This is a genomic window from Xenorhabdus stockiae, from assembly GCF_002632825.1.
Taxonomy (GTDB): Bacteria; Pseudomonadota; Gammaproteobacteria; order Enterobacterales; family Enterobacteriaceae; genus Xenorhabdus; species Xenorhabdus stockiae.
On sequence record NZ_NJAJ01000004.1, the window covers coordinates 156,020 to 175,947 of the forward strand.

Annotated in this window: 22 protein-coding genes and 1 other annotated feature; of the genes, 17 read left to right on the forward strand and 5 right to left on the reverse strand. The window is 42.4% G+C overall.

All coding sequences use genetic code 11. The features are described 5' to 3' along the window. Positions 1-147: 147 nt before the first annotated feature. The 4 genes from artP to artM all read left to right on the forward strand — a co-directional run bounded on the left by artP (position 148) and on the right by artM (position 3,096). Positions 148-876 carry an arginine ABC transporter ATP-binding protein ArtP gene (gene artP / locus Xsto_RS02825; RefSeq protein WP_099124037.1) on the forward strand — a complete coding sequence of 243 codons (729 nt, stop codon included), beginning with the start codon at positions 148-150 and terminating at the stop codon, positions 874-876. Positions 877-958: 82 nt separating this feature from the next. After that, on the forward strand, positions 959-1,702 hold the full coding sequence (gene artJ / locus Xsto_RS02830) for an arginine ABC transporter substrate-binding protein (protein WP_099124038.1): 744 nt from the start codon (positions 959-961) through the stop codon (positions 1,700-1,702). A 10-nt stretch (positions 1,703-1,712) separates the two neighbouring features. Beyond that, entirely contained in the window at positions 1,713-2,435 is a 723-nt protein-coding gene (artQ, locus tag Xsto_RS02835) for an arginine ABC transporter permease ArtQ (protein ID WP_099124039.1), read from the forward strand. Further along, positions 2,428-3,096 (forward strand): arginine ABC transporter permease ArtM, encoded by a 669-nt coding sequence (gene artM, locus Xsto_RS02840; protein WP_099124040.1) that lies wholly within the window; start codon positions 2,428-2,430, stop codon positions 3,094-3,096. The genes artQ and artM overlap by 8 nt, the downstream gene beginning before the upstream one ends. 78 nt (positions 3,097-3,174) lie before the next feature. Here the strand turns inward: artM and rlmC are convergent, their stop codons facing one another. The 3 genes from rlmC to Xsto_RS02855 form a co-directional block, all read right to left on the reverse strand. Beyond that, complete coding sequence (gene rlmC / locus Xsto_RS02845; protein ID WP_099124041.1) at positions 3,175-4,308, reverse strand: 23S rRNA (uracil(747)-C(5))-methyltransferase RlmC; 1,134 nt, start codon at positions 4,306-4,308, stop codon at positions 3,175-3,177. Between the two features lie 24 nt (positions 4,309-4,332). Beyond that, entirely contained in the window at positions 4,333-4,848 is a 516-nt protein-coding gene (locus Xsto_RS02850) for a type III secretion system chaperone family protein (RefSeq protein WP_099110672.1), read from the reverse strand. Between the two features lie 82 nt (positions 4,849-4,930). Beyond that, positions 4,931-5,242, reverse strand: coding sequence for a YbjC family protein (locus Xsto_RS02855; RefSeq protein WP_099110671.1), 312 nt, complete (start codon positions 5,240-5,242; stop codon positions 4,931-4,933). A gap of 201 nt (positions 5,243-5,443) precedes the next feature. Here Xsto_RS02855 and Xsto_RS02860 point away from each other — a divergent pair, with 201 nt between their 5' ends. From Xsto_RS02860 to Xsto_RS02870, 3 genes are all read left to right on the forward strand, one after another. Then, on the forward strand, positions 5,444-5,707 hold the full coding sequence (locus Xsto_RS02860; protein ID WP_086953673.1) for a GrxA family glutaredoxin: 264 nt from the start codon (positions 5,444-5,446) through the stop codon (positions 5,705-5,707). Between the two features lie 462 nt (positions 5,708-6,169). Continuing rightward, a complete protein-coding gene (ybjG, locus tag Xsto_RS02865) occupies positions 6,170-6,778 on the forward strand; it encodes an undecaprenyl-diphosphate phosphatase (protein WP_099124052.1) in 609 nt (202 codons plus the stop codon). 885 nt (positions 6,779-7,663) lie between these two features. Next, entirely contained in the window at positions 7,664-8,971 is a 1,308-nt protein-coding gene (locus Xsto_RS02870) for an HAAAP family serine/threonine permease (protein ID WP_099110670.1), read from the forward strand. Positions 8,972-9,303: 332 nt separating this feature from the next. On the opposite strand, the gene Xsto_RS02875 is transcribed toward Xsto_RS02870, so the two are convergent. After that, the gene (locus Xsto_RS02875) at positions 9,304-10,512 is read right to left on the reverse strand and encodes a serine hydrolase (RefSeq protein WP_099110669.1); all 1,209 of its coding nucleotides are present in this window, start codon (positions 10,510-10,512) and stop codon (positions 9,304-9,306) included. Positions 10,513-10,687: 175 nt separating this feature from the next. On the opposite strand from Xsto_RS02875, the gene Xsto_RS02880 reads away from it, so the two are divergent. Then, a complete protein-coding gene (locus Xsto_RS02880; RefSeq protein ID WP_099110668.1) occupies positions 10,688-11,308 on the forward strand; it encodes a glutathione S-transferase family protein in 621 nt (206 codons plus the stop codon). Here Xsto_RS02880 and Xsto_RS02885 read toward each other — a convergent pair whose 3' ends face one another. After that, the gene (locus tag Xsto_RS02885) at positions 11,309-12,157 is read right to left on the reverse strand and encodes an SDR family oxidoreductase (RefSeq protein WP_099124042.1); all 849 of its coding nucleotides are present in this window, start codon (positions 12,155-12,157) and stop codon (positions 11,309-11,311) included. 318 nt (positions 12,158-12,475) lie between these two features. Between Xsto_RS02885 and hisL the strand changes: the two genes are divergently transcribed. From hisL to hisIE, 9 genes are all read left to right on the forward strand, one after another. Continuing rightward, positions 12,476-12,523, forward strand: coding sequence for a his operon leader peptide (hisL, locus tag Xsto_RS21030; protein WP_139837445.1), 48 nt, complete (start codon positions 12,476-12,478; stop codon positions 12,521-12,523). Continuing rightward, positions 12,499-12,619, forward strand: a sequence feature (His leader region). (Overlaps the previous gene by 25 nt.) A gap of 75 nt (positions 12,620-12,694) precedes the next feature. Next, entirely contained in the window at positions 12,695-13,594 is a 900-nt protein-coding gene (gene hisG / locus Xsto_RS02890; protein ID WP_099124043.1) for an ATP phosphoribosyltransferase, read from the forward strand. Positions 13,595-13,599: 5 nt separating this feature from the next. Next, positions 13,600-14,967, forward strand: a complete 1,368-nt coding sequence (gene hisD / locus Xsto_RS02895; protein ID WP_099124044.1) for a histidinol dehydrogenase — start codon at positions 13,600-13,602, stop codon at positions 14,965-14,967. 3 nt (positions 14,968-14,970) lie between these two features. Next, the gene (hisC, locus tag Xsto_RS02900; protein WP_099110664.1) at positions 14,971-16,077 is read left to right on the forward strand and encodes a histidinol-phosphate transaminase; all 1,107 of its coding nucleotides are present in this window, start codon (positions 14,971-14,973) and stop codon (positions 16,075-16,077) included. Then, positions 16,074-17,141 (forward strand): bifunctional histidinol-phosphatase/imidazoleglycerol-phosphate dehydratase HisB, encoded by a 1,068-nt coding sequence (hisB, locus tag Xsto_RS02905; protein WP_099124045.1) that lies wholly within the window; start codon positions 16,074-16,076, stop codon positions 17,139-17,141. The genes hisC and hisB overlap by 4 nt, the downstream gene beginning before the upstream one ends. Before the next feature lie 12 nt (positions 17,142-17,153). Further along, entirely contained in the window at positions 17,154-17,744 is a 591-nt protein-coding gene (hisH, locus tag Xsto_RS02910; RefSeq protein ID WP_099124053.1) for an imidazole glycerol phosphate synthase subunit HisH, read from the forward strand. Between the two features lie 4 nt (positions 17,745-17,748). Further along, positions 17,749-18,486 carry a 1-(5-phosphoribosyl)-5-[(5-phosphoribosylamino)methylideneamino]imidazole-4-carboxamide isomerase gene (gene hisA, locus Xsto_RS02915; protein WP_099124046.1) on the forward strand — a complete coding sequence of 246 codons (738 nt, stop codon included), beginning with the start codon at positions 17,749-17,751 and terminating at the stop codon, positions 18,484-18,486. Beyond that, positions 18,468-19,244, forward strand: coding sequence for an imidazole glycerol phosphate synthase subunit HisF (gene hisF, locus Xsto_RS02920; RefSeq protein WP_099124047.1), 777 nt, complete (start codon positions 18,468-18,470; stop codon positions 19,242-19,244). Before hisA ends, hisF begins: the two co-directional genes overlap by 19 nt. After that, entirely contained in the window at positions 19,238-19,897 is a 660-nt protein-coding gene (hisIE, locus tag Xsto_RS02925) for a bifunctional phosphoribosyl-AMP cyclohydrolase/phosphoribosyl-ATP diphosphatase HisIE (RefSeq protein ID WP_099124048.1), read from the forward strand. Before hisF ends, hisIE begins: the two co-directional genes overlap by 7 nt. Positions 19,898-19,928 lie beyond the last annotated feature (31 nt).

A 19,928-nucleotide genomic window follows, 5' to 3' on the forward strand; every position in this document is an offset into this window, starting at 1 on the left:
GTACCTAACAAAAGGTAAAAAAAGAACAAAGCCTGATTATAAAACCCATAAAACTGACTAAAATAACGATTTTACGCGCACATTATTGCATAGTTATTCTTTTGGGATTAATATCCCATCAACTAATTAACTATTCATAGTTTTCGCATGAAAATTCAATTAAAAAATATCAATTGTTTCTATGGAACTAATCAGGCTCTGTTTGATATCAATTTTGAATGTGGATCAGGGGAAACCGTCGTTCTGCTTGGGCCTAGTGGTGCAGGCAAAAGCTCCTTACTGCGAGTCCTGAATTTACTCGAGATGCCTCGTTCCGGCCAGTTAAGTGTAGCAAAGCATCAGTTTGATTTTAAACAACCTCCTAATGCAAAAGAAATCCGTGCCCTGCGGCAGAATGTAGGGATGGTTTTTCAGCAATATAACTTATGGCCACATTTAACCGTAATGGATAACCTGACTGAAGCTCCCTATCGGGTGCAGAGGTTATCCAAACAGAAATCCACGGAAAAAGCGGCCAGGTTACTTTCCCGTCTTCGTCTTGAAGAGTTTGCTAATCGCTTTCCGCTGCACTTGTCAGGGGGGCAACAACAACGAGTCGCTATTGCACGTGCGCTAATGATGGAACCTCAGGTTCTGTTATTTGATGAACCAACAGCTGCACTTGATCCCGAAATCACATCTCAGGTCGTTGACATCATAAAAGAACTGGCAGAAACAGGAATTACCCAAATTATTGTGACACATGAAGTGGAACTTGCCCGTAAAACGGCTAGCCAGGTTATCTACATGGAAAAAGGACGAATTATAGAAAAAGGTGATGCAAGTCATTTTTTAAAGCCTCAAACCGAAGCTTTTGCTCATTATTTGTCACACTAAGTTTGGCATACTGAGCCAGCCATACAGATAATTTCAGAAAAATAACCATCAATCACATGATCATCAGTTACAGGACATGGCTATGAAAAAATTCTTGCTTGCAGCTTTATTAACTACTATCACCCTATCAGCAACCGCAGCGGAGAAAGAAACTCTGCGTTTCGCGACTGAAGCAACTTACCCTCCATTTGAATTCGTTGGTGCTGACAACAAAATTCAGGGGTTCGATGTCGATCTGGCAGATGCAATGTGTAAGAAACTTAATGCCGAATGTAGTTTCACTAATCAGGCCTTCGACAGTCTTATTCCCAGCCTGAAATTCCGTCGCGTTGATGTGTTAATGGCAGGTATCGATATTACGCCTGACAGAAAAAAACAGGTTGATTTTACTGATACTTATTATGATAACTCTGCCAATTTTGTGACTGTCAAAGGCAAGTTTTCCAAAATTGATGAATTAAAAGGCAAATTAGTAGGTACTCAGAATGGCACGACACATCAAAAATACCTGATGGAACAGCATAAAGAGCTACAAACAGTGCCATATGATAGCTACCAGAATGCAATTCTCGATCTGAAAAATGGCCGTGTTGATGCAATATTTGGTGACACTGCTGTTGTCAATGAATGGCTGAAAAAGAATAAAGAGCTAGGTACCATTGGTGAGAAAGTCACTGATAAAGATTACTTTGGCACAGGTTTAGGCATCGCTGTTCGTAAGGGCAATACAGACTTATTAAATAAGCTGAATAAGGCTCTGGCAGAAATCAAACAGGATGGCACTTATGACACCATCTACGAAAAATGGTTTGACAAAAATAATTAATTGAACTCCAATGAATGAATTTCAATCTTTAATTAGTGCCGCCGGTATCACCGTCGGCCTTGCTGTTTCCTCTCTTATAGCCGGTTTGATTCTGGCAATGATTTTTGCTGGCTGGGAATCTTCCCGCTGGAAAACCTTTGCACTTTTAGGTTCCTGCTGGGTTACCCTGATCCGGGGATTACCTGAAATTCTGGTGGTCCTTTTTATCTACTTCGGGAGTTCACAGCTTCTTATCATTTTATCTGAAGGTTTTGATATCAATCTTGTAGTCTGGCAGTTCAGAATACAGATAGAAATTGATAATTTTGACGTCAGCCCTTTCCTGTGCGGTGTCATTGCGCTTTCCCTCCTTTATTCTGCCTATGCATCCCAGACGATAAGAGGGGCATTAAAGGCTATTCCTATCGGGCAAAGAGAAGCGGGTCAGGCACTGGGATTAAGCCAAAGCCGCATCTTTTTCCGGCTGGTTATGCCTCAAATGTGGCGTCATGCTTTACCCGGATTAGGTAATCAATGGTTAGTTTTATTAAAGGACACAGCTCTGGTCTCATTAATAAGCGTTAATGATTTGATGTTACAAACAAAAAGTATCGCCACTCGTACACAAGAGCCATTCACCTGGTACATGGTTGCCGCAATCATCTATTTAGTTATCACACTGGTGAGCCAATTTATCCTTAAACGACTTGAAGTACGTGCAACTCATTTTGAACGGAGTGCTTCTGATGCTTGAGTATATAAAGGATATCTTACCGGGCCTACACACCAGCCTGAGTCTTACTTTCACAGCATTGCTGGTGGCGTTTATGCTATCAGTCATCCTGACTGTCATTCTGACAATGAAACTGCCGGTGCTCTCGCAATTGGTGAAAGGCTATATAACACTATTCACCGGCACTCCCTTACTCGTACAATTTTTTTTGATTTACTATGGTCCCGGGCAATTTCCAGCCATAAAAGCATACCCGTGGTTATGGCAGTTAATGTCCGAGCCGTGGCTCTGCGCGATGGTAACGCTGGCGCTAAATAGCGCAGCATATTCCACTCAACTTTTTTATGGGGCAGTTAAAGCAATCCCGGAAGGACAATGGCAATCCTGTTATGCACTTGGTATGTCACAGGCACATTCTATGCGCATATTACTACCGTATGCCTTCAAAAGAGCGCTCTCATCCTACTCAAACGAAGTTGTGTTAATTTTCAAAAGCACGTCACTGGCCAGTACAATCACTCTGTTGGATATTATGGGATACAGCCAGCTACAATTTGGCCGCAGTTATGATGCAACCGTTTTTGTTGCAGCCGGTATCATTTACCTCTGCATAAATGGTCTTTTAACATTGCTGATGCGTACTTTTGAACGGCGCACACTATCATTTGAGCAACGTAACTAAACAACCAAGCATTATTTTATGATGTATCTTTGCTTCCATTGCTGATTACCAACAATGGAAGCTATTCTTCATTGCGGGCTAACCATTATTCAGAACCAACAGAGTCAGCGTTTCGTAATGTTCAGTGTGTGGAAACATATCGAATAACTGCACTTTTTCTATTCGGTATCGTTCGAGCATGGTGATATCTTTTGCCATCGTTTCCGCATTACAACTTGAGTAAAGAATATACTCAGGTGCCATTCGGTTAAGATACTGGCAAAGTTCTTTGCCAATTCCTCTTCGAGGCGGGTTAACTAATACCAACTCCGGAATTTGCGATTTTTCAAGAGCGAAATGCGTAGAATCCAGAGCCTGAAACTCAACATGTTTGAGCCCGAGGCTGTCAGCTGAATTTCTGGCACAGGCAATAGCTTCCTCACTGATTTCAATGCCTGTCAGCTTGGTTTCTTTATCTGCACAATGCAGGCCAAAACCTCCCGCGCCACAAAACAGATCCCACATACTACCTATATTTAGTTCCCTGACCCACTGCCCCGCTGTCATATATAACTGTGAAGCAATAGCCGGATTCGTCTGGAAGAAACTCCGGGGCCGAATATACAACGGAATATTATTGAAATTTTCCTGTAACATTTTCTTTTCAGTGAAAATAATCTCTTTTTCACCTTCAAGGATCGCCATATGTGTCGGTTGGATATTCGCAGAAATTACCGTCAGCTGTGGTAACTGTTCCTGTAACCAGGATAAGGATCGTTGTAACTGTTCCAGTTTTGTTTCTGAACGTAACACAAACCTCAGCATCATCTCTTTATCAGCCCGGCTTTCGGTCAACAGAATGTATTTCAGTTCACCTTTTTTACGTGCAACGTTGTATGGGACTAACCCCGCTTTTGCGATAAATATTTTTATTACGTCAAAGACTGGCTGAAAGTGTTGCGGATATAAAGGACAATCACAAAGATCGACTGTTCTGCCATCCCTATGCAGCATTCCGAGTAGCGGGCGCTCAACACTGCCACTCACGACCATTTTAGCTTTATTACGAAACCCACTAAGCTGGCTGGCAACAGGAGGTTGCCAGCGCGTGTTCGAAGTATCTCGTAAAAGCTGTTGTAAATGTTCTTGTTTCTCTGATAACTGATTTAAATAGGACTTATCAAGCCACTGGCAGGAGTGACAATGCCCCGCGGTATACTGCGCACACTGCATTGTAAAAAACCACTTAAAAAAATATTAGTGCAAGGTAAACGTTGATGTTTCTGTCGAAGCCTGTGCTTCATCTTCTTCATCTTCTACTTCCATTTCACTTTCCATATCACTCGTGACATAAAGGAAATTGTTACTGTGAACTTCAAAGATCACATTGGCAATTTGCTCCTCACCGAGTTTCAGAAAATGAGAGAATTGCTGGAACGTCATACCGGCTGCAATAGGAAATGACTGACAAACAATAAGTTTTGGCAAATTTTCATCCTGAATATCAAGGAATGCCTTCACAGTCAGAGAACTGGCATTAATCTGGCTAAGATTCGCAACCAATGGAATGATCGCTGTTGGCCGGACTTCTGCCAAAGCGGAGAAAAAGACAACATCCCCCAGCAGATCAATCTTGGCATCAAACAGGCCTTCAATGTTCTGCATATGAGGCAAATGCAATACCTGGCTTGCTTCATTTTCAAAATAAGAAATTTTCAGCTTATCAAGCCAATTACGTAATGTTGCTAAATTTGGGGTAACCATAGAATCCATTGAATCAACCTCATATGACTAAAAGTGACACCTGCTACCTTCAGAAAACACTCTATTAGGATAGCAACATGAAATCGTTAACCTATTTTATTTTTTCTCCATCAGAAACAACCCGATGATTGCTGCCCTCTTTCTTATGATCAATACCTAAAAAAGAGAGATTATAGATCGCACGCCAGATAATATGGATAGCTGCGGGAATCAAACAGCCGATACCCAATAAGATCATAGCAACGTGTGCTTCTGTCGTCATTAATAAAGGTGATAGAATTAGGCTATCAGTTATCGATAAATAGACTAACGCTAATAACCCGATACCCAATATTTCCAATAAAATAACCATCTTTGGCATATCAGCCAACGAACGCATCTCTTTTGATGTACTTTTCTTCATTTGTTGACCACCTTCCAAATCTGATACGGGTGATAAATTTTGACCATACCTCACCAGATAATCATGCCTGAACCGCTTGTATTGGCAGGACTAATTAAATCGAAAGGAAATTCCTACTTTTTTTTACTGACACTTACAGGCATAGTAACTCAAGATGACATATCAATGTAGCCCATGATCATTACTACTTAAGGAGTTTATATGTACACTGTCATTTTTGGTCGCCCTGGTTGCCCATACTGTGTCCGCGCAAAAGAACTGGCTGAAAAATTAAAAACAGAGCGTGAAGACTTTGATTACCGCTATGTAGATATCTTGGCAGAGGGTATCACCAAAGAAGACTTGTCAAAAACGGTAGGCAAAACTGTTGAGACCGTTCCCCAGATTTTCATTGATGAAACACATATTGGCGGTTGCACTGACTTTGAAGCCTACGCCAAAGAAAATCTAGAACTGTATAAATAATCACGGCACCATTGCTGTTCAGGCAAAAGAATTCTCTTAGCCTGAGCAGCAAATATCTCATTAATTCCAAAAGAAATTCCAGACCACACCATTCAAAAAGCCTACTAGGTAGAAAAAATTCGGTAATTTTTTTACGATCGTGAGAACTTTCAGGTTTTCGTACAGTCTCAATTAGTGCCACTGCTTTTCTTTGATGTCCCCATATTGAGGAGCCCGATAGTCATCCCCTTTGGTTAAAGACTATCGGGTTTTTTGTTTATACGGGGTGTTAAATGAGGGAAAAACAACTTATCCCATATCATGAATACATTATTGACCTACCCAACTGCAACAATCATTAAATAAAATGACAAATGAAGGCGATATCGCTTTACTGATCCACATGCTAAAATTATTGTTTTTACCGATAAATTGATAAACACGTTATCACATTTTTACTCCAAGGCACGTGTGAGGCTCATTTTGCTAGAACAACTGAACCACGATTTGTTTAACCTTATCAATGCGACACCAGATTCATCATCAGGCATGATCATGTTTTCAATCTTTATTGCAAAATATCTGGTGTATGTATATCCCATAACACTAGCAGTTTTCTGGCTTTGGGGGAAAAAAGAGGCCATCTCACATCAACGTGCTGTTGTCAGTAAATCCTGTATTGCTTTTGCCTTTGCCATAACAGCATCAACAATCATTGGAGCACTTGTTCCTCATGCCCGCCCGTTTGTTGAAGGGATTGGCTATAACTTTCTCGCTCATGCGCCTACAGCTTCATTCCCCAGTAACCACGGTACAGCTGTGTTTACGTTCTCACTGGCATTTCTTTTCTGGCACCGTATCTGGTCAGGGTTGTGTCTGATGGTTATTGCTTGTGCTATCGTGTGGGCCCGGGTTTATGTTGGCGTTCATTGGCCAATTGACATGGCTGGCGCTTTTTTGGTCAGCCTGATGGGGTGTGCATTTTCCCAACTATTCTGGCATCTATACGGCGCATTTTTACAAAATAAGCTAACTTTTCTTTATCAATTCTTCTGTTCCTTTTTGATTAAAAGAGGCTGGGTGCAAAGTTAGCTTATCTTTTCCTCAGAAGGAAAAATATCCAGTAAATTTCAAGTTGTAGTTTTGTCAGCTACAACTTGAAAGACGCAGGGTATAGATATGAAGCCCTCTCAGTCATCATAAAACGCTTCGCTATATATAACATCACATAATGAAATATGATTACTCTTTCTACATAAAAAATAACCAATGATAATTCCCTTTCATATGATGACCGTTTAAAATTAAGATGTTTATTAAGTTATAATACTAATAACCAAATTCCGATTCATAAAATTCACACCTTAACTCAAACCAAAAAAACAGAATTATTTTACTTTTATTTCAGCATGATACAATTAAATAGAATAAATTAAATTTATATTTAAGATTATAAGAACTAATATCAACCACTTTAATTGGAATTAAAAATTTCAAATTTAAAAATTTTGTTAATATTTTAATGATTATATTAATCGCATAATCAGAACAGAAAGTTTAAATTTAAATTATGATACTTATTATCTTCATTTTCTACCGCTACGTTTTATTTAATATTTAATTAACATCATCATAAAGATTCGTAACATATTAACTTTACGATATAAATCTTGCAATTGCGAGAGCGATCACGGTACATTTTACTAAAAATAATTATATTTCCCTTAGCAAATGTCTGTAGTTAAGAATTTTGATTTAAATATCAAAAATAGGACTAAACGGGATCTCAGATCATTAGTTTAAAATGACTGTATTTTAAACAATATTATTAGTATATAAATAAACATGTATAAATAAACGTCAGCTCAACATTTGACAATTTATTATTCATATAACGAATCCAACTCGCGCATTTTATTAATGTGCGAGTTTAGTAGTTTTTAAATTTTACTTTACCGCGTTATTTCGGAGATATTTATGGACACATCTCAAGCAGGTTCAATCGCATCCTCTGCTTCTGGCAGCAAAAGCGATTACTCTACCTGGCGTAAATCAGACACTGTATGGATGTTGGGATTATATGGTACAGCCATCGGGGCTGGCGTTCTGTTTCTTCCCATAAACGCCGGGATTGGCGGATTAATACCACTTATCATCATGGCTCTGCTCGCACTTCCGATGACATTTTTTGCTCACCGGGGAATGTGTCGTTTTGTCCTGTCCGGCAAAAATAGCGGTGAAGATATTACTGGCGTAGTAGAAGAGCATTTCGGGAAAGTAGCCGGCTTTTTTATCACTATCCTCTACTTCTTTGCTATCTACCCTATCCTGCTGGTTTATAGTGTTGCACTGACCAATACGGTAGAAAGTTTCATCATCCACCAGCTGAATATGGATGCACCTCCTCGCGCACTGCTGGCACTGGTCCTGATTCTCGGCGTTATGAGCATTATCCGTTTCGGTGAGCAAGCCATCGTTAAAGCAATGAGCGTATTGGTATTCCCATTCGTCACTGTATTAATGCTGCTGGCTCTGTACCTGGTTCCTCACTGGAACACTGCGATTTTTGACACACTGTCACTGGAAAATGCTGTTTCTTCCACAAACAGTCACGGCCTGCTGTTCACCCTGTGGCTGGCTATTCCGGTTATGGTTTTCTCTTTCAACCATTCTCCAATCATCTCTGCGTTTGCTGTAGCAAAACGTGAAGAATACGGCGAGAATGCGGAAAAGAAATGTTCACGCATTCTGGGCTATGCTCATATCATGATGGTACTGACAGTCATGTTCTTTGTGTTCAGCTGCGTACTCAGCCTATCACCTGAGAATCTGGCAGAAGCAAAAGCACAGAACATTACCATCCTGTCTTATCTGGCTAACCACTTTAATACACCACTCATTGAATATATTGCTCCATTCATTGCCTTTATCGCTATTACCAAATCATTCCTTGGTCACTATCTGGGTGCTCGTGAAGGTTTCAATGGTATCGTTAGTAAAGCTATGAGCGCACGAGGCAAATCTATTCAGCACAAAACGCTGAATCGAATCACCAGTCTCTTCATGCTGATCAGCGCATGGATTATTGCTACTCTTAACCCAAGTATTCTGAACATCATTGAATCTCTGGGTGGCCCAATCATTGCCATGATCCTGTTCATCATGCCAATGTATGCCATTTACAAAGTACCTGCTATGCGTAAATACGCAGGCAAGCCAAGCAATATCTTCGTTATTGTGACAGGTTCAATTGCGATTTCTGCCGCAGTTTACTCTGTAATGTAACCAGTATATCAGGCAACTTTTTAGCGTTGCCCTCCTGAAAAAAATGCCAGTCTCTTTTTAGGACTGGCATTTTTATATCGCTCTGGCTGTATGATACACAATGGATTTCAAGTTGCATCGCGACGGCAAGCAAGAGAGTAACAAATTCGTCGGGAACGAATTTGCCCAGCCAAAGGCTGGCCTCCGGTGAGAGGCAGAAGCCTCTCAGTAATCCCCAGGCGCATAGATAACCGTATGTTTATAAAAACGGTGACTGGGGTGAACGAGCGCAGCCAACAAAGAGGCAGCCTGAAAGACGAAGTGTATATATTTTCGTATTTTTAAATCACTTATTAACTGAAAATTGAATTAAACCAGCCACTAACCATCTTCACAATAAAATCCCAGATACGACCAAAAAATCCCGTTTCCTCAACCGCTTCTTTTACTACCAGTGGGTGCTGTTCAACTACCTTCCCATCCAGCATAAAATTAACGGTTCCTACAACCTGATTTTTTGCCAATGGCGCTTCCAGCTCAGGCTGATTCAGGGTGAAACTCGCTTTCAAATTACCGGCCTGCCCACGCAAGAGAGTAACGGCGGCATCTTTTTCAACACCTAATGCTACTTCCGAACGTGTTCCATACCATACTTTTTGCGTGACAAAAACTGCATCAGCTTTTAATGGGATCGTCGTTTCATAAAAACGAAAACCCCATGACAGAAGCTTTTCACTATCCACAAAGCGCATTCGATCACTGGAAGCTCCCAAAACAACCGAGATTAAGCGCATCGGGCCTTCCGTTGCAGATGCGACAAGATTATATCCCGCACCACTGGTATGCCCTGTTTTTATGCCATCCACATTCATATTCTGATTCCACAACAAACGGTTGCGGTTAGGTTGGCGGATCTTGTTAAACGTAAATTCTTTTTCTTTATTCAGCGCATATTCTTCAGGGACATCACGGATCATCGCCTGCCCCAAAACAGCCATATCACGCGCAGTACTATACTGCCCTGAAGCATCTAACCCATGCACTGTTTTAAAATGCGTATTCGTCAGCCCCAGTGACTGAGAATATTTATTCATCAAATCAACAAAAGCATCCTGGCTTCCTGCAACATAATCAGCCAGCGCAATACTTGCATCATTACCAGACTGAATAACAATCCCGCGATTCAAATCAATAACTTTGACTCTATCACCCGGTTTTAAGAACATCAGAGATGAGCCTTTGAGCACAGGGTTACCTGTCGCCCACGCATCCTTTCCCACTGTAACCATATCATCCTGAGAGATTTTACCTGACTTCATCGCCTGCCCGACTACATAGCTGGTCATCATTTTTGTCAGACTTGCAGGATCTAAGCGTTCATCAGCATTATTTGATGCCAGAATTTTTCCGCTGGCATAATCCATTAAAACATAAGATTTCGCATCAACCTCAGGTGCTGCTGGTTCGTCCATTGCATATAAGCTGGTACTCACCAGCCAAAAAACACCCAGCCCCACCGTAAAAGACTTTATTCTCTTAATATGACCTCTTTTTTTCATCATTATCATCTACCTTCTCTCTCTGACAACCACATCCTATTCAACAATTGAAATACAAAACTTCTATTAATATAGATGTTATAGGATAAGTCTCCAATCCAATAACGCAAAGATTCTCCTGTTATTTCTATGAATTTATTGTCATATTATCAAACAACTTGATATTGAGGAGAAAATGATGCTGACAGTCTGGGGCCGTAAAAATTCATCAAATGTCAAAAAAGTGCTTTGGTGTCTGGAGGAATTAAATATTCCTTACCAGCAAATTGATATCGGAGGGAAATTTGGCAAGCTTGATGACCCGAATTATTTACACATGAACCCCAATGGAGTAATTCCATGCTTACAGGATGGTGATTTTATTCTGTGGGAATCAAATGTGATCGTTCGCTACCTTGTCGAAAAATTTGGCAAAAATACTCTATATACTAATGATATTAAAGAAAAATATAATATCGAAAAGTGGATGGACTGGACTGGATGCAATCTCTTCTCCCCCATCAAACAGCTCATGATAAGCCTTGTCAGGACACCAGAGGCACAGCGTGATCAAAAAGTCATCGCACAGGCTTTAGCTGAAATAGAAAGACTGCTGAAAATTGCCGATGAAGCATTAAGCCAACAAACATACCTTTCCGGTGATAAATTCGGCATGGCTGATATAGCCTTGGCTCCGTTTATCTACCCGTGGATCAATGTGGTAACTGAACGCCCATCATTGCCAAACTTAGAACGCTGGTATCAATTAATGACCGAAAGGCCAGCATTCCAAAAAATCGTTATGATCGAAATAAATTAATTACAGACTCATCGGCATACTCCCGGGATCTGGATACTGATACTCGAACCCCAGTTCCCGGCAAATACGGCTTCCATCCACAATTTTACATTTTTCAGTGTTGCTTTCCGATCCCTCATCTTCCGACTGTAAAAATTCTGGCGGAGTCAGATTAAGCTGGCAACAAGCCTGGGAGTAAAATTCAGACCTTTTAGGATGGACAGGCGCACATAGGTTGTAGACATTTCCTCCTTCAGAATGCTGAATAAGCAACTTAATGGCGGAGATAGCATCATCCTGATGAACCAAATTAACAGCATTTTCTCCTCCTGAAATTGCCTTCCGCCCTGCCAGAAAACGCCCTGCGTGGCGACCCGTACCGACCAATCCTGCCAAACGTAAAATATCAACTGAAGTATTGGGTAACTGATGCAGCCAATTTTCCAGTTCAACCAATACTCTGGCTGACTGAGTTTCAGGAGCTAATGGTGCATCTTCATTAAGGTGACCAACAGACGAGCCATAAACGGAAGTTGAGCTGGTAAAAATAATATGAGGAACAGAATGCGAAAGTGCTGTGTCTACAAGTAACTGTATTGCTCTGACATACTCTACACCACCTCCTGCGATACCACTGGTTGGCAACATCAGAACCAATACATCAACTGACATCAGTTGTTCAAGCTCATCAGCTGTACAGACTATTTCAGGAATCAGGTTTAATAAGTGGCAATCAATACCACACATACATGCTGCTTCAACCCCGTCTGGTGTTGTTTTACTGCCAATGACCTGTAAACCACTCCCTTGCAGGGCTTGCGCTAATGGGAGTCCCAGCCATCCCAGCCCGATAATTGAAACCTTTTTCACTATAATACTCTCCAGCTCATATGCTTTTGATTATTCGGTAAAATAATTCCCATAAAAATATTAATCAACTATATATTAATGAGATAAACTATAATTCCTTACAAAACAAAATGTTAATACCGAAAAGTCACTTTTTTGAAAAAAAGGTTGCTTTTCACACATAGAATCAGATAGGTTAAATGACAGACAGTTTATTATTTATTCTGGCAAACCACGCCAGCATATAGACAAAGTTAAGCATAAAGTTACCTTGAAGTCACAAAATAGCCCTTGATACAAATAACACAAAAATCATATCAAACAGAGAACACACATATTATGAATCGTATTCAATTTAGCCATCATCATCACCATCATCCTGACTAGTCTTTCAGGCTGTTGTGTGCTGGAAGACATTTAGTAAGTCTTCCGGAGGCATGAATACGATAAAACCCTCGGAAGATTTTCCGGGGGTTTTTTTTATACCTAATAAATCCCGAGTCAAATAAATTTCGAGCTACAGAAAATATTCTGATTTATATATAGGGTAGACATAACATGTTAGATAAAACACGCTTGCGGATAGCCATGCAAAAATCAGGGCGCCTGAGTGATGATTCCAGAGAATTACTGGCACGCTGTGGTATCAAAATCAATTTGCAACAACAGAGATTAATTGCTTTCGCGGAAAATATGCCTATCGATATCCTTCGTGTCCGTGACGATGATATTCCGGGCCTCGTGATGGATGGCATTGTTGATTTAGGTATTATTGGTGAAAACGTACTGGAAGAAGAGTTACTGAGCCGCCGGGCACAAGGGGATGCCCCCCGTTATACCACATTACGCCGTCTTGATTTTGGCGCTTGCCGTCTTTCTCTTGCTGCTCCTCTTGATTACAACTATACAGGGGTGGAATGCTTACAAAATTCACGCATTGCTACATCTTATCCACACTTACTAAAGCGCTATCTGGATAAAAAAGGCATTCAATTCAAACCTTGCCTGCTCAATGGCTCAGTTGAAGTTGCTCCAAGGGCTGGATTAGCTGATGCCATCTGTGATCTGGTTTCAACCGGTGCAACACTGGAAGCAAATGGATTACGGGAAGTAGAAGTCATCTATCGCTCAAAAGCCTGCCTGATCCAACGTGATGGCGAAATGCCGGACGCTAAACAACAGCTGATCAATAAATTGATGACTCGTATTCAGGGTGTGATTCAGGCTCGTGAATCCAAATACATCATGCTACATGCACCAAGTGACAAACTGGAAGAAATCATCGATCTGTTACCGGGCGCAGAACGTCCCACAATTTTGCCGCTGGCCGGAGCGCAGAATCGTGTAGCCATGCATATGGTAAGCAGTGAGACACTGTTCTGGGAAACTATGGAAAAACTCAAGGCACTGGGAGCCAGTTCTATTCTGGTTTTACCAATCGAAAAAATGATGGAGTAAGCCCGATGAGCACCAATGTCAGTATTGTCGATTTTAGCACCATTATCCATTGGCAGGCATATACACCGAAGCAGCAAAGAATGTTGCTGACCCGCCCTGCTGTCGCCGCATCTGAAGATATTACATATACGGTGAAACAGATTCTGGAAGCCGTTAAAGAGCGCGGTGATAACGTGTTACAGGAATACAGCCAGCGTTTTGACAACACAACAATTGATGCAGTCCGAGTCCCAAAAGAGGAGATTAATTCTGCAGGTAAGCACCTGACAACGGAAATCCGGCAGGCTATCCAGCAGGCAATGGATAACATTCGTCTGTTTCATGAAGCGCAAAAACCTGTGGTAATTGAAGTAGAAACTATGCCCGGTGTGTGTTGCCAACAAATCACACGGCCAATTGATTCTGTAGGGCTCTATATTCCCGGCGGCTCTGCACCACTGCCTTCTACGGTACTGATGCTGGGGATCCCTGCCAGCATTGCCGGGTGTCGTAAAGTAACTCTGTGTTCTCCACCACCTATTGCGAATGAAATACTCTATGCTGCGCAACTATGCGGTATCAGTGATATCTTCCAGATTGGTGGTGCTCAGGCTATTGCAGCAATGGCATTTGGCACAGAATCGGTTCCCAAAGTAGATAAAATTTTTGGTCCGGGTAACGCATGGGTGACCGAAGCTAAAAAACAGGTCAGTCAACGTATTGACGGTGCGGCCATTGATATGCCTGCTGGCCCTTCTGAAGTACTGGTGATCGCTGATAGTGGTGCCAATCCCGTATTCACAGCAGCAGATCTACTTTCACAGGCAGAACACGGGCCAGACTCGCAAGTCATACTCGTTACACCTGACGAAAACTATGCCGGGGAAGTTATCCGTGAAATTGAAAAACAGCTCCCAACCCTGCAACGCCAACAAATTGCAATACAAGCCTTACAGTCCAGCCGGATTATCGTCGCTGACGATATCGCCCAATGTGTGGCGATCAGCAATCAATATGGCCCTGAACATTTGATTATCCAGACACGGCAACCGGAACAGCTTGTAGATAAAATTACCAGCGCCGGTTCCATTTTTCTCGGCGACTGGTCACCGGAATCTGCGGGAGATTATGCCTCCGGTACCAATCACGTTTTGCCCACTTACGGCTACACCTCTACCTACTCAAGCCTTGGGCTGGCGGACTTTTTGAAAAGAATGACCGTACAGAAGCTAACGCCACAGGGCCTGAAAAAACTGGCTCCAACCATCGAAACACTGGCACAGGCAGAGCAACTCACTGCACACAAAAATGCAGTTACATTACGCATCGCTGCCTTAAATAATCCTGATAATACAAACAATAATGCAAACACTAGCTCTCAGGCTAAGGAGTAATTAATGAGCACTGTTTTTGATGTCACTTCACTGGCAAGAGAAAATATCCGCAAATTAGTCCCTTATATGTCAGCCCGTCGTTTGGGTGGCAATGGTGATATTTGGTTAAATGCCAATGAATATCACGCCGCACCTGATTTTCAGTTCTCTGAAAAAACACTCAACCGTTACCCTGAATGCCAGCCTGCGACAGTTATTCAGCGCTATGCTGATTATGCTGGCCTGCAACCAGAACAAGTACTTGTCAGCCGAGGAGCGGATGAAGCAATCGAACTGCTGATACGTATTTTTTGTGAGCCGGGCAAAGATGCAGTTATGTTTTGTCCACCAACCTATGGCATGTACAGTGTCAGCGCTGAAACCTTCGGTGTCGCACAGAAAAAGATCCTCGCGGGCACAGACTGGCAGCCAAATATAACGGCCATCAAAAATAATCTGGATCGCGTCAAATTAATCTATATCTGTAGCCCGAATAACCCAACAGGTAATTTGATTGCTCCCTCTACGTTACGCCAGATCCTCGAACTGGCCCGTAATCGTGCCATCGTTGCTATTGATGAAGCCTATATCGAATTCAGCCTGCAGAATACTACCACTCGCTGGCTAAAAGAGTATCCACATCTGGTAATTTTGCGAACCCTCTCGAAAGCTTTTGCTTTAGCAGGGCTGCGTTGTGGATTTACGCTGGCTTCTGCCGATATTATCGCGCTAATGTTGAAAGTGATCGCTCCATATCCCATTGCTACACCTGTTGCAGATATCGCGGCACAGGCTTTAACAGCATCAGGCATACGGGTAATGCAGGAGCGGGTAGAAGAAATTATTGCCAATCGCGCTTATCTACAGGACGCACTTGATAAGCTGATATTAGTGGAGAAAGTATTTCCCAGTGAGACTAACTATATTCTGGTGAGGTTCACCAATGCTGAATTTGTATTCAGGGCATTATGGGATCAGGGCATTATTCTTCGTGATCAACAAAAGCAACCGGAGCTGGAAAATTGCCTGCGAATTACTGTTGGCAGTCGTCGTGAATGTGAGCAACTGATCACCGCCATTGACGCTCTTTGCAAACAAAATCAACAAGTACAGGAAACAGAGAATCCATGAGCCAGAAAATACTTTTTATTGACCGCGATGGCACGTTAATCACTGAACCACCAACGGATTATCAGGTTGATCGCCTTGATAAGCTGGCATTTGAATCCGGGGTGATCCCTGCTCTGTTAGCCTTACAGAAATCCGGTTATAAGCTGGTCATGGTCACTAATCAGGATGGACTAGGTACAGACAGCTTTCCGATGACTGATTTTGAACCACCTCACGCACTGATGATGCAGGTATTTTCTTCACAGGGAATTCAGTTTGAAGAAATATTAATCTGCCCTCACAAACCCGCAGATAACTGTAACTGTCGTAAGCCAAAACTCGGGTTAGTAGAAAAATATCTGGCTGATGGAATGTTGGATAAAAAAAATAGTTACGTTATCGGTGATCGGGAAACAGATCTGCAATTAGCCCGGAATATGGGAATTCAGGGTCTTCACTATCAGCCTGAATCATTCGGCTGGTCAGCAATTTGTGAGCACTTAACCCGCAAGGATCGTTATTCCAGTGTAAACCGCACAACCAAAGAAACAGCCATCAATATTGAAGTCTGGCTGGATCGTGAAGGAAAAAGCCGCATTAATACAGGGGTAGGCTTCTTTGACCATATGTTGGATCAAATTGCCACTCATGGTGGTTTTCGTATGAACATTCAAGTTGATGGTGATCTTTATATTGATGATCACCACTCTGTTGAAGATACAGGCCTTGCTCTGGGGGAAGCGCTGAAACAGGCATTGGGTGACAAACTCGGTATTGCCCGTTTCGGTTTTACTCTTCCAATGGATGAATGCCTTGCCCGATGTGCGCTGGATATTTCCGGCAGACCACACCTTGAATATAAAGCTGAGTTCAAACATCAGCGTGTCGGGGATTTGAGCACAGAAATGATCGAACATTTTTTCCGCTCACTCTCTTATACCATGGGATGTACTTTACATCTGAAAACCAAAGGTAAAAACGATCACCATCGTGCCGAAAGTCTGTTCAAAGTTTTTGGTCGCACACTGCGGCAGGCTATCCGCGTCGAAGGCGATACCCTACCCAGCTCTAAAGGCGTTTTATAAGAGAGAATGATGATGAAAGTTGTTATTTTGGACACCGGCTGTGCCAACCTTGCTTCGGTTGACTACGCCATTCGTCGGTTAGGGTATGACCCAATAATCAGCCTTGATGCAGATGTTGTGAAATCAGCAGAAAAATTGCTCTTGCCGGGTGTCGGCACCGCTGCCACTGCAATGGCCCAGCTACAACAACGGGAGTTAATCCCTCTGATCATTTCTCTTACTCAGCCTGTTTTGGGTATTTGCCTAGGCATGCAGCTTCTGGCTGAAAGCAGCGAAGAAGGCGGTAATATCCCACTACTGAAATTAATCAACGCTCCTGTTAAAAAAATGGCAACTTCTGGCCTGCCATTACCGCATATGGGCTGGAATCAGGTTAATTTTCCATCAGGGAATCCTCTGTTTCATGGCATTGAAAATAACGCCTATTTTTATTTTGTTCACAGCTACGCACTGCCCGTTGGTGAATACACCATTGCTCAAACAGATTATGGCAGCTTGTTTAGCAGCGCTATTTCAAAACACAATTTTTTTGGTGTCCAATTTCATCCTGAGCGTTCTGGTGCAGCAGGAGAACAGCTATTAAAAAACTTTCTGGAGATGTAACCCCATGATTATACCTGCATTAGATTTAATCGATGGCAATGTTGTACGTTTACATCAGGGGAATTATGGTCAGTGTCGAAATTACGGTAGTTCTCCCTTATCCCGTTTACAGGAATACGAACAGACAGGAGCTAAACTGCTGCATTTGGTGGATTTGACCGGAGCGAAAGATCCTGCCAAACGCCAGATTTCACTGTTACGCGAACTACTATCTGGCGTATCGGTTCCAGTGCAGGTAGGAGGGGGGATCCGCTCAGAAAGCGATGTTGCTGCGCTCCTTGAAGCCGGAGCAAGCCGGGTTGTTATAGGTTCAACTGCTATCACTCAGCCAGCGTTAGTTAAGCAGTGGTTTGAGAATTATGGTGCGGAATCCATTGTATTAGCGCTGGATGTCCGCATCAATACAGATGGCATTAAGCGAGTTGCTATCAGTGGCTGGCAGGAAAGCAGCGAAGCAACACTGGAACAGGTCGTTGACCAATATCTCCCTATTGGTCTGAAACATGTTCTGTGTACTGACATTTCCCGCGATGGCACATTGAACGGTTCTAATATTTTACTCTATCAAGAGATTAGCCAACGCTATCCACAAGTTGCATTTCAAGCATCCGGAGGCGTTGGCAGTCTGGCCGATATTTCTTCTCTGCCTGCATCCGGTGTTACGGGTGTCATTGTCGGGCGCGCGTTGCTTGAAGGAAAATTTACACTGAAGGAGGCAATCCAATGCTGGCAAAACGCATAATTCCCTGCCTTGATGTTCGTGATGGGCAGGTAGTCAAAGGGGTACAATTCCGCAATCATGAAATTATTGGTGATATCGTGCCTCTTGCACAACGCTATGCTCAGGAAGGGGCTGATGAACTGGTATTTTATGATATTACCGCCTCTTCTGATGGTCGTGTTGTGGATAAAAGCTGGGTTGCAAAAGTGGCTGAAGTAATCAATATCCCATTCTGCGTCGCTGGCGGGATCAAAACAGTCGAAGATGCCGGGCAAATTTTATCATTTGGTGCAGATAAGATTTCTATTAACTCCCCTGCCCTGTCAGACCCTTCTTTAATTAACCGCCTAGCTGATCGCTATGGAGTGCAATGTATCGTAATCGGCATCGATACGTGGTTTGATGAAAAAAATAATAACTATCAGGTATATCAGTTCACCGGAGATGAAAAACGCACCACAGCAACTGCGTGGCAGACTCTGGATTGGGTCAGGGAAGTACAGCAACGTGGAGCCGGTGAAATTGTCCTGAATATGATGAATCAGGATGGCGTTCGTAATGGTTATGATCTTACCCAGCTTAAACAAATTCGGGAAATCTGTTCCGTGCCTTTGATTGCATCAGGAGGAGCCGGCGCTCCGGTTCATTTTCTGGACGCCTTTAAACAGGCCAACGTTGATGGCGCCTTGGCTGCTTCGGTTTTCCATAAGCATATTATTAACATTGGCGAACTCAAACAATATCTGGCGGAACAAGGGGTTGAGGTAAGAATATGTTAACGATATCACCATTAACATCGCAGGAAATCGAAAAATTAGACTGGGAAAAAGTCGATAACCTGATGCCCGTGATCGTGCAGCATGCTGTATCTGGTACCGTACTAATGATGGGATATATGAATAGAGAAGCCCTGAATGCAACGCTAAATTCCGGAAAAGTCACCTTCTTTTCACGTACCAAACAACGGTTATGGATGAAAGGTGAAAGTTCTGGTCACTTTCTGGAGTTATCCGAGATTTATCCTGACTGTGACAACGATACTCTGCTTATCCTTGCCAATCCTATCGGCCCAACCTGCCATAAAGGGACTGAAAGCTGCTTTGGCCCAGCACAAACACAATGGGGTTTTCTTTATCAATTAGAGCAATTACTGGCAAGCCGGAAAAATGCATCTCCCGATAGCTCCTATACCGCCCGCCTGTATGCCAGCGGAACAAAACGCATTGCACAAAAAGTAGGAGAAGAAGGTGTAGAAACCGCATTAGCAGCAACTGTAAATGACCGGGAAGAACTCACCAATGAAGCGGCTGATTTACTCTACCATCTGTTGGTGTTACTCCAAGATCAAAATTTAGATCTGAGCTGTATTATCCGTCAATTACAAAAAAGGCATTCAGTTAAAGATAACGCGCCCTTTTCTGCTCAGGAATAAAGTTCAGAAAACAGAGCCACTTCGTTAAATG

Bases quoted from the DNA above. Each gene is read 5' to 3' on its own strand.
- artP (WP_099124037.1), top strand. From the start codon at position 148: ATGAAAATTCAATTAAAAAATATCAATTGTTTCTATGGAACTAATCAG.
- artJ (WP_099124038.1), top strand. From the start codon at position 959: ATGAAAAAATTCTTGCTTGCAGCTTTATTAACTACTATCACCCTATCA.
- artQ (WP_099124039.1), top strand. From the start codon at position 1,713: ATGAATGAATTTCAATCTTTAATTAGTGCCGCCGGTATCACCGTCGGC.
- artM (WP_099124040.1), top strand. From the start codon at position 2,428: ATGCTTGAGTATATAAAGGATATCTTACCGGGCCTACACACCAGCCTG.
- rlmC (WP_099124041.1), bottom strand. From the start codon at position 4,308: ATGCAGTGTGCGCAGTATACCGCGGGGCATTGTCACTCCTGCCAGTGG.
- Xsto_RS02850 (WP_099110672.1), bottom strand. From the start codon at position 4,848: ATGGATTCTATGGTTACCCCAAATTTAGCAACATTACGTAATTGGCTT.
- Xsto_RS02855 (WP_099110671.1), bottom strand. From the start codon at position 5,242: ATGAAGAAAAGTACATCAAAAGAGATGCGTTCGTTGGCTGATATGCCA.
- Xsto_RS02860 (WP_086953673.1), top strand. From the start codon at position 5,444: ATGTACACTGTCATTTTTGGTCGCCCTGGTTGCCCATACTGTGTCCGC.
- Xsto_RS02870 (WP_099110670.1), top strand. From the start codon at position 7,664: ATGGACACATCTCAAGCAGGTTCAATCGCATCCTCTGCTTCTGGCAGC.
- Xsto_RS02875 (WP_099110669.1), bottom strand. From the start codon at position 10,512: ATGATGAAAAAAAGAGGTCATATTAAGAGAATAAAGTCTTTTACGGTG.
- Xsto_RS02880 (WP_099110668.1), top strand. From the start codon at position 10,688: ATGCTGACAGTCTGGGGCCGTAAAAATTCATCAAATGTCAAAAAAGTG.
- hisG (WP_099124043.1), top strand. From the start codon at position 12,695: ATGTTAGATAAAACACGCTTGCGGATAGCCATGCAAAAATCAGGGCGC.
- hisD (WP_099124044.1), top strand. From the start codon at position 13,600: ATGAGCACCAATGTCAGTATTGTCGATTTTAGCACCATTATCCATTGG.
- hisC (WP_099110664.1), top strand. From the start codon at position 14,971: ATGAGCACTGTTTTTGATGTCACTTCACTGGCAAGAGAAAATATCCGC.
- hisB (WP_099124045.1), top strand. From the start codon at position 16,074: ATGAGCCAGAAAATACTTTTTATTGACCGCGATGGCACGTTAATCACT.
- hisH (WP_099124053.1), top strand. From the start codon at position 17,154: ATGAAAGTTGTTATTTTGGACACCGGCTGTGCCAACCTTGCTTCGGTT.
- hisA (WP_099124046.1), top strand. From the start codon at position 17,749: ATGATTATACCTGCATTAGATTTAATCGATGGCAATGTTGTACGTTTA.
- hisF (WP_099124047.1), top strand. From the start codon at position 18,468: ATGCTGGCAAAACGCATAATTCCCTGCCTTGATGTTCGTGATGGGCAG.
- hisIE (WP_099124048.1), top strand. From the start codon at position 19,238: ATGTTAACGATATCACCATTAACATCGCAGGAAATCGAAAAATTAGAC.